Raw genomic sequence first — 14,552 nt, 5'->3', positions numbered from 1 at the left:
CCTGCGCGCCTAAACTGGCCGTGTCCGCACGGACAGTCCGAACAGGGGAGGCGGCCATGGCACTCTCGGAAGAGGAGCAGCGACTCCTCGACCAGATGGAGGCCGCGCTGGCGGCCGAGGATCCCAAGCTCGCCAACGCCCTGCGGGGCACCTCCCACCGGTGGCAGCGTCGGCGCGCGGTGCTCGCGGGCTTCGGGTTCGTGGTCGGTGTCTCCTGCCTGATCGGCGGCATGCAGGTGCATCCCGTGCTCAGCGTGTTCGGCTTCGTGGTGATGCTCGCCTCCTCGGTGCTCGGCGTGACGGCCTGGCAGCAGTCGGGCCTCGCAGGGGACGCGTCCGGGTCGGGCGGCAAGGCCGGCGGGGCCTCCGAGTTCATGGGCCGGATGGAGGACCGCTGGCGGCACGGTCAGGACGACGGCGGGGCCTGACCCCTCACGATCTCGACGGCCGCAACGATCGCGGCCACCACACCCGGGCGGTGGGCGGTGCCCACCGCCTCTGCATTGCCGCCGTGATCCTCTCCACCCGCTCGCGCAGCGCCCGGGGATGCCCCGGGGTCTCGGCGTACCGCACCCGCTCGACGTCCAGGGCGAGGCTGGACAGCGCGTCCCTTCCGTCCACGTCCAGCGCAGGACCGATGTCTGCGGCGACCTGACGGGTCGTCCCCTCCGGCCAGTCCTGGCCGGCGTCCCTCGCCACCGCTCGCACCTCCGCCCACGCGTACTCGGCCGCGCGCCGCGGATCGGCGGAGCCGGCCAGCCGGACCTGGCGCTGCACCGCGCGGACCAGTCGCGGGCCCGCGGCCACCGCCGCGCCGGCCACGAGAACGCCGATCAGCCACGGCAGCGGGTTGCCCGGCGCGGATCCCGGGCCGGTCGGGGTGACGGGCGCCACGGACGGCGTCGCCGTGGTGGGCGCAACGCTCGGCCGGGCGCTGGCGGTCGTCGGGGTTGCGCTCGGGGAGGCGGAGGGGCCCGCGTTCCCCACCGCGCCCGACGGGGTCGCGTCCACGGGCACCCAGCCCACGTCGCCCCCGAAGTACAGCTCGGTCCACGCGTGCATGTTGCGCGGGGTGACCTGCCAGTTCGCGCCCACCTTGCGGCCGGGGAGGAAGCCCACGACGACCCGGGAGGGGATCCCGACGACGCGGGCCATCACGGCGAGCGCGCCGGCGAACTGCTCGCAGTAGCCGATCCGGCTGCCGAGGAGGAAGTCGTCGAGGGTGCTGAGGGTCGTCCCGGGCGTGACGGCCGTGCTGTAGGTGAACGCGTCCGAGCGGAGGAACTCGGCGAGTGCGAGCGCCTTCCTCCCCGCGCCGTTGCGACCGGCGGTGACCTGCTCGGCGAGCTGCCGGACCTCGTCGGACAGGCTGTCCGGCAACTGCAGGGTGAGGCCGCCGTCCGCGGGGTCGCCGGCCAGGGTCAGGTCGGGCAGCAGTGCGCTCGCCGCAGGCAGGCGCGCGGACGTCGTCTCGTAGCTCAGCCCGCGGGTGGCCGAGGTGCGTCCGGTGCCGACCGCGACCACGGCGAGCGTCTTCGGGTCGTAGCGCCAGACGTCCGGGTCCACGTCGGCCGTCAGCGGGTACCACGGCGTGGGCAGGTACTCGCTGGCGAGGTTCCCCACGGTGATGGACGTCTCCTCCGTCGAGGTGGACGCGGCGGGGCCGTCCCTGTCGGCGGAGAGGGGGACCAGGTCGGTGGCGGTCAGGTGGAAGCCGCGGTCGTCGAAGGCCGGCAGCGCGGCGAGGCGCAGGTACTCGCCGTCCCCGTCGCTCGTGCGGTAGGTGATCACCACCTGGTCGCTGTTGGAGTTCACATTCCGGATCAGGTCGAGGCTCGGGTCGCCGAGCTGGACGGAGCCCTGGCCGCCGGAGGACTGGGCGCCCGCCGAGCGCTCCGGGATCGGCAGCGACACGACCACGGTGCCGACGAGTGCGAGCACCGTGGACAGGGTCGCCGTGGTGGCCACTCCGCGGCGCCAGCCGGCCACGGTGTCCACGTCGTTGCCGCCATCCGCGCCGGCGGAGGTCGCCGTCGCCGTCGCCAGGACCAGGGCGTAGCCGGCCGCGGGGAGGACGAACAGGAACGGGCTGGTCTCGGAGTAGATCGCCAACGTGGGGACGAGGTAGGGCAGCAGCAGGACGGGGAACGTCCACGCGGGGGCAGCCAGGCCGATCGCCAGCGTCTCGCACAGGAGGTAGACCGCCCACAGGAGCACCGCACAGAAGACGGCGAAGCCGGCGTCGTACGGCATCGGTGCGAAGGCGGTCTGGATGAACGAGTAGGTCTGTTCGAACAGCCCCAGCGGGTCGAGCACCGCAGGGATCAGGACCGGCACGACCACCGCGGGGAGGAGCTGCGCGATCCGGACGAGCGGCTCTCCCGCGTGCAGTCGGCGCACCCCGATCCCGAGGGCACAGCTCAGCCCGATCAGCAGCCCGGCGAGGACCAGGTAGCTGCGGTCCTGGGTCAGGGGCGTGAGCGGGGCGCCGGCGGTGAGCGCCGCGAGGGCGGACGCAATGCTGCGCCGGTCGCTGCCGGTCACCGGGTGCCCTCCCTGCCGAGCTGTCGCCAGGCGTCCGCGACCGGTGTGCCGGGCCCGGCGACGACGCAGGCCCAGCCGGCTTCGCGGACGGTCGCTGCCTGGGCGGCGTCGAGCTGGGCGGAACTCGCCAGCAGCACGGCCCAGCAGGTCCGGCCGGCGCGGGCCGCCTCGGCGAGCGCGCTGGCGTCCGCGGCATCGACACGGCTGAGGAGCGCCACCAGCAGCTGGCCCTCCGCGCCCCGGTTGGTCGCGGCCAGCGCGTCCCTGAGGGTGTGCGCGCGGTCCGGGGCGAGGTCGGCCAGGTGCTCGAGCACCATCGACTCCCTGCCCGTGCCCACCCGGTGGGGCGCGACGAGGTGGCCGTCCGCGCCAACGAGGCTCAGGTCGAAGCCGTCGGCCAGGAGGTGGATCGCGATGGACGCCGCCGCGGACACCGCCCACTCCAGCCGGTCGTCGTGGACGCGGGTGGAGTAGCCCCGCGACCGGTTGTCGATCACGATGGTCGCGCTCGGGTCCCACGAGCGCTCCTCGCGCCGCACCATGAGCTGCCCGGCGTGGGCGGTCGAGCGCCAGTGGATCCGCCGGACGTCGTCGCCCTGCTGGTACTCGCGGACCAGGACGTCGTCCGCGCTGCCCAGGCCCGTCCGGAGCAGGCTGGTGTCGGTCGCCAGCCCCACCCCCGACGCGCCGCGCAGGTTGGCCAGTGGTTCCACCCTCGGCGTGACCAGCAGTTCGGACTGGCCGGGGATCGTGTGCGTCGAGCGGGCGAGGCCGAGGCCGTCGGCCACCGTCCGGTCGAGGGGGCCGATCCGGTGCCGGCCGCGCCACCGGGGCCGCACCTCGTAGGTGATCGACTGCTGCCACAGGCCCAGGCCCATCGCGCTGCCGAACCAGCGGGCCTGCCCGAGCGCCTCCGGCAGCCGGTCGCGCACCCGGGCGACGCCGCCCACGCTGATGCCGCTCGGGTCGAGGACCAGGTGGACGCGCACGGGCTCGCCCACGCTCACCCGGTCGGGTCCCAGTCGGCGGGTGACGGTGAGCCCTCCGGAACCGGGCACGAGGAGGAGCCGGCTGGCCAGGGGCAGCAGGACGAGGAACAGCCCCGGCCACCAGAGGTCGCGCTGGCCGATCGCGAGCGCCGCCACGCACCACGCGACCCCGCCGCCCAGGACGGTCCAACCGCGGGCGGTCAGGTTCATGTCAGTGGCGACCCGTCGGGACGGGCACGGCCCGGACGGCGGAGCGGACCAGGTCCGCGGGGCTGTGCCCGGAGAGCACCGACGGCGTGTTCAGCAGCACGCGGTGGGCGAGCGTGGGGACGGCGAGGTCGGCGACGTCGTCGGGGATCACGTAGGGGCGTCCGTCCATCGCCGCCCTGGCCTTGGCGGCGCGGAGCAACTGGAGGCCGGCGCGCGGCGACGCGCCGAGCCGGGCCTGGGGGAGCGTGCGGGTCTGGTCGAGGATCGCGACCAGGTACTGCTTGACGGCCGGGTGTACGAAGACCTTCCGGACGGACGCGACCGCCCGCATCACCGCCTCGGCGTCCGTGGCCGGCTGCAGCGGCTCGAGCGGGTCGCCCTCCCCGTGGTGGTCGAGCATCGCGACCTCGGCGTCCGCGCTCGGGTAGCCCATCGAGATCCGCAGCAGGAACCGGTCCCGCTGGGCCTCCGGAAGGGGGTAGGTGCCCTCCATCTCGATCGGGTTCTGCGTCGCGATCACCAGGAACGGCCGCGGCAGGTCGTGGGAGGTGCCGTCGACGGACACCCTGCGTTCCTCCATGGCCTCCAGCAGCGCCGACTGCGTCTTCGGGGAGGCCCTGTTGATCTCGTCGCCGATGACGAGGTTCGCGAAGATCCCGCCCGGCTTGAAGTCGAACGAGCCCGAGGCCTGGTTGTAGACCGAGACGCCGGTGATGTCGCTGGGCAGCAGGTCCGGGGTGAACTGGACGCGGCGCACCGTGCAGTCGATGGCCCTGGCCAGCGACTTGGCCAGCATCGTCTTGCCGACGCCCGGCACGTCCTCGATCAGGAGGTGGCCCTCCGCGAGGACGGCGGTGATCGCCAGGTCCACCGCCTCCGCCTTGCCTTCGATCACGGTCGCGACGGCCCCCCGGACCGCCTGCGCCAGTGCGAGCACGTCGGCGATCTCCCGCTCCCGGTCGGCGTCCACGCTGTCCTCCCCTCCGTGCCGCCCACTCTAGGTGGCACGGTCGCGGCGCGGGAGCGGTGCGCTCATCCCCGGGGGCCGCGAAAACCCGCCGAAGGGGTGTTCAGTGGAGGAAAGTGGAGTACTGTGGCGCCAAGTGGAGGAGAGTGAAAGGGGAGTGGACCCGTGTTCCTGGGCACCTACACCCCCAAGCTCGACGAGAAAGGCCGGTTCTTCCTGCCCGCGAAGTTCCGCGAGCAGCTGGCCGGAGGACTCGTCATCACCCGCGCGCAGGAGCGGTGCCTTGCCGTCTGGCCGACCGAGGCCTTCATGGCCGAGGTGGCGAAGAGCGCGAGTGGTCCCACCACGGTCCGCGGGGTGCGGGACTACCAGCGCATGGTGGCCTCGGGCGCCTCGGACGAACTGCCGGACAGCCAGGGACGGGTCACCGTCCCGCCGCCGCTGAGGGCCTACGCGGGCCTCGGCAAGGAGATCGTCGTGATCGGGGCCTTCAACCGCCTCGAGGTGTGGGACGCGACCACCTGGGCGGACTACCAGGCAGCGCAGGAGGAGGCCTTCGCGGGCCTCGACGAGGGAACACCCGCCGTGGGCTGAACGCTCCCGGCACCGGCTCGTGCGGTTGCGGCTCCCGTCCGCGTCGCCGGTCCCTGGCGCACCTTCCCCGGTGCCAGGAACCGAGCAACGCGGACGGGGACCACGGCGCACGAGCCGCACGGTTCAAGGGATGACGGGCGGACGAGGGTCGAGCATGGGATCTGCGGGCAGGAGCACCGGGGCCACCCACGTGCCCGTGCTGGCGGGGCGCATCGTCGAGTTGCTCACCCCGGCGCTGGCCGCCCCCGGCTCCACCTACGTCGACGGCACACTCGGGCTCGGCGGCCACGCCGCGCTGGTCCTGGATGCCTGCCCGAACGCGCAGCTGGTCGGGATCGACCGAGATCCGGCGGCCCTGGCGATCGCGGGCGAGCGCCTGGCCCGGTTCGGCGACCGCGTGCGGCTGTTCCACGCCATCTACCACGAGCTCCCGGAGGTCCTCGCCGAGGCGGGACTGCGGTCCGTGCAGGCGATCTGCCTCGACCTCGGCCTGTCCTCCCTCCAGATCGACGAGCGCGAGCGCGGCTTCGCCTACGCGGTGGACGCGCCCCTGGACATGCGGATGGATCCGGGCGCCGGCCTCACCGCAGCGACCATCGTGAACAGCTGGTCAGCCGCGGAGATCGCCCGCGTGCTCAGGACGTACGGCGAGGAGCGGAACGCCCGCCGGATCGCCGACCGCATCGTCGCGGCCCGCGCGCAGGAGCCGTTCACGACCTCGGCCCGGCTCGTGCAGGTGATCGCGGACGCGCTGCCCGCCGCCGTGCGCAACACCGGCGGCCACCCGGCCAAGCGCACGTTCCAGGCCCTCCGGATCGTCGTGAACGAGGAGCTGGAGTCACTGAGCGGCGTCCTTCCTGCTGCCCTCGACGCGCTCGCCTCCGGCGGCAGGCTGGCAGTGCTGGCGTACCACTCCGGGGAGGACCGGCTGGTCAAGCAGGCCTTCGCCGCCGCGTCCACCGACCACGTGCCCGTCGGCGTACCCGCCGTGCCGGACGCCTACCGCGCCCAGTTCTCCCTGCTCACCCGCGGCGCCGAACGTCCCGACGCCGCAGAGGTCGCGGCCAATCCGAGGTCCGCCTCGGCGCGACTGCGCGTGATCAGCCGCAACCAGAGTTCTCCTCCACCGGACCTGCCCGCACAACCCCGTGAGGACCGCCCATGACCGCACAGCTGGCGCCCAGACCGGAACGTGGCGCACCCGACACCGGGGCGCCGCGGCTGCGTCCCGTCCCGCCCGCCCGACGACGGATGGCGACCGTGCCCTTCGTCGGGGTGGTGGCGCTCGTCCTGGCCCTCGGCATGGTCGGGCTGCTCGTGCTCACCACGGCCCTGCAGGACCAGGCGTTCACGGTCGAGGCCCGACAGGGCCAGGCCGAGCAGCTCGCCGACCAGCTCGCAGCGCTGGAGGCGCAGGCCGCGCAGGCCCGCTCCGTGCAGAACCTTGCTGTCGCTGCCCAGAACCTCGGCATGAAGCCGAACCCCTACGGCGCGCAGCTCGTGGTGCCCGACGGGTCCGTCATCGGCACCGCTCGGGCCGTGACGGGGAGAGATCCCGTCCGTGCGCTACCTGACGCCCGAGCAGGCGCAGGCCCAGCGCGACGCGCTCGCCAAGGCGGAGGCGGAGCGGCTGGCCAAGCTGAAGGCCCAGGCGCAGGAGCGGAAGAAGAAAGCCGAGGAGGCCGCGAAGGAGAAGGCCGCGGCAGAGAAGAAGGCCGAGGAGGAGAAGAAGGCCGCCGCGGAGAAGAAGGCCGAGGACGCAGCGAAGAAGAAGGAGAAGCGCCCGTGAGCAAGCCGCTGGACAGGTTCTTCGCCCCCACCCCCTCGCCGAAGGGGAGGAAGAAGGGGTCCTCGACCACTCCGAAGGCGAAGGCCGCCGCCTCCACCCCCGCGACGCCGAAGGCGAAGGGTGGCCGCAGACGTCGCGTCACGCTGCCTCTCGCCCGGTCGACCGGACGGGTCCGCGCGCTGCTGATCGTGGTGGCGATCGTGTTCTCCCTCGCCGCGGGCCGCGCCGTCCAGGTGCAGGCGATCGACGCGAGCAACGTCGCGGCGGAAGCGGCCGACCAGATGACGGTGAGCCACGTGCTGCCCGCCTTCCGCGGCACCATCGCTGACCGCAACGGGGATGTCCTCGCGCAGACCGAGGACACGGTCAGGATCACGGCTGACGACAAGATGATCCGCACGAACGGACGCGGCAGCGCGGAGATGACCGAGTCCGACAAGGCGGCCGCCGCCGCCGCGCCGGGGAAGATCGCCGCGATCCTCGCCGAGTACCTCGGGGGCACGGCGGAGGACTACCTGCCGAAGCTGACCGTGGTCGGTGCGGGCGAGTCGGTCCAGAAGATCAAGGACAAGGTGACCGCGGAGACCTACCGCGAGATCAGCGCGGCGATGAGCGCGCAGAAGCTGGTGGGGTTGAGCTCGACGAGCGAGCCGACGCGCGTGTACCCCAACGGCGTGCTGGCCGCGAACCTGCTGGGCTTCCTCAAGGACGACGGCACGGGCGCGTCCGGGCTGGAGTACTCGCTGAACTCGATCCTCGCCGGCAAGGACGGCAAGGAGGCGTACGAGACCTCGCCCAACGGCAAGATCCCGCTCGGAGACAGCGCGCTCGTCGAGCCGGTGAACGGCAGGGCCGTCCAGCTCACCATCGACTCGGGCATGCAGTGGCAGCTCGAGCAGATCCTCGGGGATCGGGTCCGGCAGACCAACGCCACCCGGGCGACCGCCATCGTCACCAACATCAAGACCGGCGAGGTGCTGGCGCTGGCGCAGTACCCGAGCTTCGACCCGAACGACGGCGGTGCCGCCGACCAGGACAACGTGCCTGCGCGGGCCGCCACCGACCCGTACACCCCCGGCAGCGTGCAGAAGGTGCTGACGCTCTCCGCCCTGATCGACATGGGTCTGACCAGCCCGTCGGACGTGGTCACGGTGCCGGCGCGGGTGAAGTCGGGCGACCAGTACATCACCGACGCCGAGTCGCACGGGAAGATCAAGCTGTACACGCGCGGGGTGCTGGCGAAGTCGTCGAACATTGGCACGATCCTGCTGTCCCGCAGGGCCGACAAGGCGGCGCTGCACGACTACTACACCAGCTTCGGCCTCGGCTCGAAGACGGGGCTCGGGCTGCCCGGTGAGTCGTCCGGCGTCCTGCCCCCGGCGAACATGCCGGACTATGCGCGCGACGGTCTCGCGTTCGGTGGCAGCGCGGTGTCGGTGACCATGCTCCAGGAGGCTGCGGCGATCGGCGCGGTCGCCAACGGCGGCGTGTACGTCCCGCTGAAGCTGATCAAGTCGACCACGCTGGCCGACGGCACCGTCCAGGAGCAGAAGACGGCGGACCCGCACCGGGTGGTGTCCACCGAGGCCGCGAACGACGTCGTCGGGATGATGGAGACCATGGCGCAGGCCAGCACCAGCCACACCTTCGACGTCGAGGGCTACCGGGTCGGGGCGAAGACCGGCACGTCGAAGAAGTTCGACACCAGCTGCAACTGCTTCCGTGGCCTGGTCACCTCCGCGATCAGCGTCGCCCCGGTGCAGGACCCACAGATCCTCGTCTACGTGGTCGTCGACAGCCCGCTGCGGGGCTCTGCGGGCGTGTCCGTGGCCGGCCCTGCGGTCCAGGACGCGATGTCGATCGCGCTGGCCCGCTACGGCATCCCGCAGAACACGGGCAAGGTGCCGCACCTGCCGGTGTCTCCGGACAAGAAGATAAAGTAGCCGCCCATGTCGACAACGCCCGCGGTGCTCCGGCCGTCCGCCACCCCGGGGACGCTGCTGTCGGCCGTGCTGCCGCAGGCGCCGGCGATCCCGGTCACGGGGGTGAGCCTCGACTCCCGGTCCGTGCGCCCCGGTGACCTGTACGTGGCGCTGCCGGGGCAGGTCACGCATGGCGCGCGGTTCGCCGGCGACGCGGTGGCCGCGGGCGCCGCGGCCGTCCTGACCGATCCCTCCGGACGCGAGTACCTGGAGGCGATCGACGTCCCGGTCGTCGTGGTGGCCGACCCGCGCGGGGAGATGGCGGCGGTCGCCGTGGAGGTCTACGGGCGGCCCGCCGAGAGGGCGGGCCTGTTCGGGGTGACCGGCACGGTGGGCAAGACCAGCACGATGTGCCTGGTCGCCGCGGGGCTGGCCGCCGCCGGCCACACCGTCGGGACGATCGGCACGATCGGCTTCACTCTGGCGGGCCGGACGCTGGCCTCGCCGCGGACCACCGTGACCACGCCCGAGTCGCCCGACCTGCAGGCGCTGCTGGCCCTGATGGTCGAACAGGGCGCGGACGCGATCGCGATGGAGGTGTCCTCGCACGCGCTGGCGCTGCACCGGGTCGACGGGGTGACGTTCGACGTGGCGGCCTTCACCAACCTCGGCCGCGACCACCTCGACTTCCACGTGACGCAGGAGGCCTACTTCCAGGCCAAGGCGAGCCTGTTCCGGGACGGCCGCTGTCGCGCGGCAGTCGTCAACACCGATGACGAGTGGGGCCGACGGCTGGAGGCGGAGTTGCGGGAGCGCGGCGCGGTCCCGCTGGTCACGACAGGGGCGACCGGGGACTACCGGCCGCTCGGCAGCGAGGTCGTCGCCGACGGGTCGTCCGTCGTCCGGCTGGCCACGCCGGGTGGCGAGCGGGAGTTCGCCCTCGGCATGCTGGGCGGGTTCAACGTCCGGAACGCCGCCACGGCTGTCGCGATGCTCGACCTCGCCGGCGTCGACCTCGAGCGCGCGCTCCCGGGGTTCGCGACCGCGTTCGTGCCCGGCCGCATGCAGCGCGTCGACCTCGGTGCGGACGCCCCGGGGGTCGTGGTGGACTTCGCCCACACACCGGAGGCGGTGGCCGCAGCACTCACCGCACTGCCCGAGACCCGCCGGATCGCCGTACTCGGCTGCGGGGGCGATCGGGACCACGCCAAGCGCGGACCGATGGGCGCCGCGGCCGCCACGACGGCGTCGGTCGTGGTCGTCACGGACGACAACCCGCGCAGCGAGCCGCCGGAGGAGATCAGGGCGCAGGTGCTGGCCGGGGCGAGGGAGGCCGCGGGGGAGTCCGGCGCGGAGGTCCTTGACGGCGGCGCACGGGGGGAGGCCATCGCGATGGCCCTGCGCCTGGCCGGGCCCGGCGACTGGGTGGCCGTGCTGGGTAAGGGGCACGAGAGCGGCCAGCAGCTGGCCGATCGTACGATCGCCTTCGATGACGTCACGGAGGTGCGGCGGGCCTGGTCCGTCCTGCACCCCGGCCGGGAGGAGCAGTATGCGTGAGGTCGCCGTCGGCAGGCTGGCCGAGGTCCTGGGCGCCGTGCGGGTGGGCGATCCGGGGACTGCGGTGGGCCCGGACGTGGTGATCGACTCCCGGGCCGCCACCCCGGGGTGCCTGTTCGTCGCGTTGCACGGCGAGCGGGCCGACGGCCACGACTTCGCCGCGGCGGCGGTGGACGCCGGCGCCGCCGCGCTGCTCGTCGAGCGCGCGCTGGACCTCCCGGTGCCGCAACTGCTGGTCGGCGACACCCTCGCTGCACTCGCCGTCCTCGGCAGGGCGGTCGCCGCGGAAGCGAGCGCGGCCGGAATGGTGACGATCGGGATCACCGGTTCGTCGGGCAAGACCAGCACGAAGGACCTGCTCGCCCAGGTGCTCGCCACGGCGGGGGAGACGGTCGCTCCGGTCGGCTCGTTCAACAACGAGATCGGGGTGCCGCTGACAGCCACCAGGGTCACGCCCTCCACCCGCTTCCTCGTCAGCGAGATGGGCGCGCGGGGACAGGGGCACATCGCCTGGCTGTGCAGCGTCGTGCCCCCGTCCGTCGGCGTCGTGGTGAACGTCGGGCACGCGCACCTCGGCGAGTTCGGCTCGGTCGAGGCGATCGCGCAGGCGAAGGGCGAGCTCGTCGAGGCGGTCCCCGCCGGCGGCTGGGCGGTTCTCAACGACGACGACCCGCTGGTCACCGCGATGCGTGCGCGCACCCCGGCACGGCTGGCCGCGTTCAGCACCGCGGGGGAGCCCGGCTGGGGAGACCTGCGCGTCTGGGCGAGCGACATCGGCGCCGACGCCCTGCAGCGTCCGTCCTTCGTCCTCCACGCTGCCCCTTCGACCGAATCGGGGACCGCTCCTGGCCCGGTCCATCCCGACGCGTCCGCGCCCGTCCAGCTGCAGGTCTCAGGTGCCCACCAGGTCGGCAACGCCCTCGCCGCCGCGGCGGTCGCGCTCAGCCAGGGGCTCACGGTGGCCGCTGTCGCCGCTGCTCTTTCACACGCGGAGGCGCGTTCGCACTGGCGGATGGAGCTGGTCGAGCGACCCGACGGGCTGCTGGTCGTCAACGACGCCTACAACGCCAATCCCGACTCGATGGCGGCGGCGCTGCGCACGCTGGCGTCCCTGCGCCGGCCGGGGGGACGGCTGCTGGCCGTCCTCGGCGACATGCTCGAACTGGGTGAGGGCGCGCCGGACGCCCACCGGGAGATCGGTGTCCTGTGCGCGGACCTCGGGATCGACGCGGTGATCGCGCTCGGCCACCACGCCACCGACCTCGCCGCGGGGTACGGCCAGGCGACGATGCTTGTCCCGAACCGGCAGGTCGCCGCGGCCGCGGCGTCGGCCTGGCTGCGACCCACGGACGTGGTGCTGGTGAAGGCCTCCCGGGGACTAGGTTTGGAGACCGTGGCCGAAGACCTGTCAGTGACCCCGGAAGGCGGCCGACCATGAGGAGCATCCTGCTCGCGGGGGCGATCGGCATGCTGGGCACCCTCCTCGGCACCCGCTACGCCATCCGCTTCCTCGTCGGTCGCGGGTACGGCCAGTTCATCCGCGATGACGGCCCCACCAGCCACCACACCAAGCGCGGCACGCCCACCATGGGCGGGATCGTGATCATCATCAGCGTCCTGCTCGCGTACGTGGTCGCGCACCTCGCCACGTGGACCCCGCCGAGCGCCACCAGCGTCCTGGCGCTCGGCCTGTTCACCGGGCTGGGCATGGTCGGGCTCGCCGACGACTGGATCAAGATCAGCAAGGCCCGCTCGCTCGGCCTGCACGCGTGGGCGAAGTTCGGCCTCCAGACCGCGGTGGCGGTCACCTTCGGGGTCCTCTCCTTCCAGTTCCCGGACGCGCGCGGCCTCACCCCGGCCAGCCAGGCGATCTCGTTCCTGCGCGACCTGCCGTGGCTCCAGCTGCCGATCTGGCTCGCGGTGATCTGGATCGCGCTGCTGGTGGCGTCCTGGTCGAACGCGGCCAACCTCACCGACGGCCTCGACGGCCTCGCCACCGGTGCGGCGGCCATGGTCTTCGCCGCCTACACGTTCGTGAACGTGTGGCAGTACAACCAGTCCTGCGCGTGGGCGGACGCGGGGACGCTCTGCTACGAAGTGCGCAACCCGCACGACCTCGCCGTGGTGTCGCTGGCCCTGGCCGGGGCCTGCTTCGGGTTCCTGTGGTGGAATGCGAGCCCTGCCAAGATCTTCATGGGCGACACCGGGTCGCTGGCGATCGGTGGTGCCCTCGCCGCGCTCAGCGTGCTCACCCGCACCGAGCTGCTGATGCCGGTCATCGCGGGGCTGTTCGTGATCATCACGATGTCGGTGGTGCTGCAGGTCGGGTGGTTCAAGCTGAGCAAGGGCAAACGGCTGTTCAAGATGGCCCCGTTGCAGCACCACTTCGAGCTGCTGGGCTGGGCGGAGGTCACCATCACGGTCCGGTTCTGGATCATCTGCGGACTCTTCGCCGCCACCGGGTTGGGCATCTTCTACACCGAATGGGTCGTGGGTTCGTGAAGGACTGGATGGCCGGGGCGGACCGCCTCTCGCCCTGGTCGCAGGCGACCGTCGTGGTCGCAGGGCTGGGCACCTCCGGTTTCGCCGCGGCCGACGGGCTGATGGACCTCGGCGCGCGGGTGGTCGTGCTGGACGCGTCCGACAGCCCGGCCAACCAGGAGAAGGCGACCGTGCTGGAGATGCTGGACGTGACCGTCCGGCTCGGTCCCGGGGCCACCGACACCCTGCCCGACGACGTCGACCTCGTGGTCACCTCGCCCGGCTGGCGCCCGTCGGCGCCCCTGCTCGCGCAGGCCGCGCTGCGGGGCGTCCCGGTCTGGGGCGAGGTCGAACTCGCCTGGCGGATGAGCCTGCCCGACCGGACGGTGCCGTGGCTCGCGGTCACCGGCACCAACGGCAAGACCACGACCGTGGGCATGCTGGAGTCGATGCTCACGGCCGCCGGGCTGCGGACCAGTGCGGTCGGCAACGTGGGCCGCCCGATCGTCGAGGCCGTGCTGGACGAGGTCGACTACGACGTGCTGGCCGTCGAGTTGTCCAGCTTCCAGCTGCACTGGACGAACAGCCTCTCGCTGCACTCGGCCGCCGTGCTGAACCTCGCTCCGGACCACCTGGAGTGGTACGCCGACTCCGCCGGCTGGCCGCCGGGGGTGACCGACCCGATGGCCGCCTACGCCGCGGACAAGGCCCGGATCTACGCGCGTGTGCAGCGCTCGTGCGTCTACAACGTGGCCGACCCCGCCACCGAACACATGGTGGAGGAGGCCGAGGTCGTCGAGGGGGCCAGGGCGATCGGGTTCACGCTCGGCATCCCCGGCCCGTCCATGCTCGGCGTGGTCGACGATCTGCTGGTCGACCGGGCGTTCATCCCGCAGCGCCGCGACTCCGCGATCGAGGTGGCCAAGCTCTCCGACGTGGTGCCGTACGCCCCCCACAACGTGGAGAACGCCCTGGCCGCCGCCGCGCTGGCTCGCTCCTTCGGCGTGCACCCGACGGCCGTCGCGGACGGCCTGAGGCGGCTGCGCCTCGGCGACCACCGCATCCAGACCGTCGCCGAGGTCGGCGGCGTCCGCTACGTCGACGACTCCAAGGCGACCAACCCGCACGCGGCGGCGGCGTCCCTGGCCGCGTTCGACCACGTCGTGTGGATCGCGGGCGGGCAGGCGAAGGGGACGACGTTCGACGACCTCGTCACCGCCGTCGCGCCGAAGCTGCGCGCGGTCGTGGTGCTGGGCGTGGACCGCCACGTCATCGCCGACGCGCTCGCCCGACACGCGCCCGAGGTGCCCGTCAACGTGCTGGACACCAGCGATCATGGAGCAATGCAGCAGGCGGTCGAGTGGGCGGCGGCCCGGGCGGTGCCCGGGGACGTCGTGCTGCTCGCACCCGGCTGCGCGAGCAAGGACATGTATCCCGACTACGCCGCGCGGGGCGACGCGTTCGCCGCAGCGGTCACGACGTTGACCGGATAGGAGGAC

12 protein-coding genes are annotated in these 14,552 nt (G+C 72.9%); 9 read left to right on the top strand and 3 right to left on the bottom strand.

Annotated elements, in window-relative coordinates; translation table 11 throughout:
* Positions 1-56 precede the first annotated feature (56 nt).
* On the top strand, positions 57-428 hold the full coding sequence (locus tag QM779_RS07150; protein ID WP_428533674.1) for a DUF3040 domain-containing protein: 372 nt from the start codon (positions 57-59) through the stop codon (positions 426-428).
* Positions 429-432: 4 nt separating this feature from the next.
* Here the strand turns inward: QM779_RS07150 and QM779_RS07145 are convergent, their stop codons facing one another.
* From QM779_RS07145 to QM779_RS07135, 3 genes are read right to left on the bottom strand one after another with little or no spacing between them, the layout of a single operon-like run.
* A complete protein-coding gene (locus tag QM779_RS07145; protein WP_428533672.1) occupies positions 433-2,544 on the bottom strand; it encodes a transglutaminaseTgpA domain-containing protein in 2,112 nt (703 codons plus the stop codon).
* Complete coding sequence (locus QM779_RS07140; protein WP_428533670.1) at positions 2,541-3,743, bottom strand: DUF58 domain-containing protein; 1,203 nt, start codon at positions 3,741-3,743, stop codon at positions 2,541-2,543. The genes QM779_RS07145 and QM779_RS07140 overlap by 4 nt, the downstream gene beginning before the upstream one ends.
* 1 nt (position 3,744) lies before the next feature.
* Entirely contained in the window at positions 3,745-4,713 is a 969-nt protein-coding gene (locus QM779_RS07135) for an AAA family ATPase (RefSeq protein WP_428533668.1), read from the bottom strand.
* Positions 4,714-4,875: 162 nt separating this feature from the next.
* Here QM779_RS07135 and mraZ point away from each other — a divergent pair, with 162 nt between their 5' ends.
* The 8 genes from mraZ to murD all read left to right on the top strand — a co-directional run bounded on the left by mraZ (position 4,876) and on the right by murD (position 14,546).
* Positions 4,876-5,304: a division/cell wall cluster transcriptional repressor MraZ gene (gene mraZ / locus QM779_RS07130; RefSeq protein WP_428533666.1), complete on the top strand. Its 429-nt coding sequence runs from the start codon at positions 4,876-4,878 to the stop codon at positions 5,302-5,304.
* A gap of 154 nt (positions 5,305-5,458) precedes the next feature.
* Positions 5,459-6,469 (top strand): 16S rRNA (cytosine(1402)-N(4))-methyltransferase RsmH, encoded by a 1,011-nt coding sequence (gene rsmH, locus QM779_RS07125; RefSeq protein ID WP_428533664.1) that lies wholly within the window; start codon positions 5,459-5,461, stop codon positions 6,467-6,469.
* 396 nt (positions 6,470-6,865) lie between these two features.
* Positions 6,866-7,093: a hypothetical protein gene (locus tag QM779_RS07120; RefSeq protein ID WP_428533662.1), complete on the top strand. Its 228-nt coding sequence runs from the start codon at positions 6,866-6,868 to the stop codon at positions 7,091-7,093.
* Positions 7,090-9,036, top strand: a complete 1,947-nt coding sequence (locus tag QM779_RS07115) for a peptidoglycan D,D-transpeptidase FtsI family protein (protein WP_428533660.1) — start codon at positions 7,090-7,092, stop codon at positions 9,034-9,036. Before QM779_RS07120 ends, QM779_RS07115 begins: the two co-directional genes overlap by 4 nt.
* 6 nt (positions 9,037-9,042) lie before the next feature.
* The gene (locus QM779_RS07110) at positions 9,043-10,572 is read left to right on the top strand and encodes a UDP-N-acetylmuramoyl-L-alanyl-D-glutamate--2,6-diaminopimelate ligase (RefSeq protein WP_428533658.1); all 1,530 of its coding nucleotides are present in this window, start codon (positions 9,043-9,045) and stop codon (positions 10,570-10,572) included.
* Positions 10,565-12,010: a UDP-N-acetylmuramoyl-tripeptide--D-alanyl-D-alanine ligase gene (locus QM779_RS07105; RefSeq protein WP_428533656.1), complete on the top strand. Its 1,446-nt coding sequence runs from the start codon at positions 10,565-10,567 to the stop codon at positions 12,008-12,010. Before QM779_RS07110 ends, QM779_RS07105 begins: the two co-directional genes overlap by 8 nt.
* Positions 12,007-13,074 (top strand): phospho-N-acetylmuramoyl-pentapeptide-transferase, encoded by a 1,068-nt coding sequence (mraY, locus tag QM779_RS07100; RefSeq protein WP_428533654.1) that lies wholly within the window; start codon positions 12,007-12,009, stop codon positions 13,072-13,074. The genes QM779_RS07105 and mraY overlap by 4 nt, the downstream gene beginning before the upstream one ends.
* Positions 13,056-14,546 (top strand): UDP-N-acetylmuramoyl-L-alanine--D-glutamate ligase, encoded by a 1,491-nt coding sequence (gene murD / locus QM779_RS07095; protein WP_428533652.1) that lies wholly within the window; start codon positions 13,056-13,058, stop codon positions 14,544-14,546. Before mraY ends, murD begins: the two co-directional genes overlap by 19 nt.
* Positions 14,547-14,552: the final 6 nt, after the last annotated feature.

Origin of the sequence: Propionicimonas sp. (genome assembly GCF_049840635.1) — a bacterium.
GTDB lineage: Bacteria > Actinomycetota > Actinomycetes > Propionibacteriales > Propionibacteriaceae > Propionicimonas.
Note: the sequence above shows the minus strand (reverse complement) of the source record. Positions and strands in the feature narration are given on the sequence as shown.

What these genes read in the sequence shown, in the direction of transcription:
- QM779_RS07150 (WP_428533674.1), top strand. Translation starts at nt 57, where the DNA reads ATGGCACTCTCGGAAGAGGAGCAGCGACTCCTCGACCAGATGGAGGCC.
- QM779_RS07140 (WP_428533670.1), bottom strand. Translation starts at nt 3,743, where the DNA reads ATGAACCTGACCGCCCGCGGTTGGACCGTCCTGGGCGGCGGGGTCGCG.
- rsmH (WP_428533664.1), top strand. Translation starts at nt 5,459, where the DNA reads ATGGGATCTGCGGGCAGGAGCACCGGGGCCACCCACGTGCCCGTGCTG.
- QM779_RS07110 (WP_428533658.1), top strand. Translation starts at nt 9,043, where the DNA reads ATGTCGACAACGCCCGCGGTGCTCCGGCCGTCCGCCACCCCGGGGACG.
- QM779_RS07105 (WP_428533656.1), top strand. Translation starts at nt 10,565, where the DNA reads ATGCGTGAGGTCGCCGTCGGCAGGCTGGCCGAGGTCCTGGGCGCCGTG.
- mraY (WP_428533654.1), top strand. Translation starts at nt 12,007, where the DNA reads ATGAGGAGCATCCTGCTCGCGGGGGCGATCGGCATGCTGGGCACCCTC.
- murD (WP_428533652.1), top strand. Translation starts at nt 13,056, where the DNA reads ATGGGTCGTGGGTTCGTGAAGGACTGGATGGCCGGGGCGGACCGCCTC.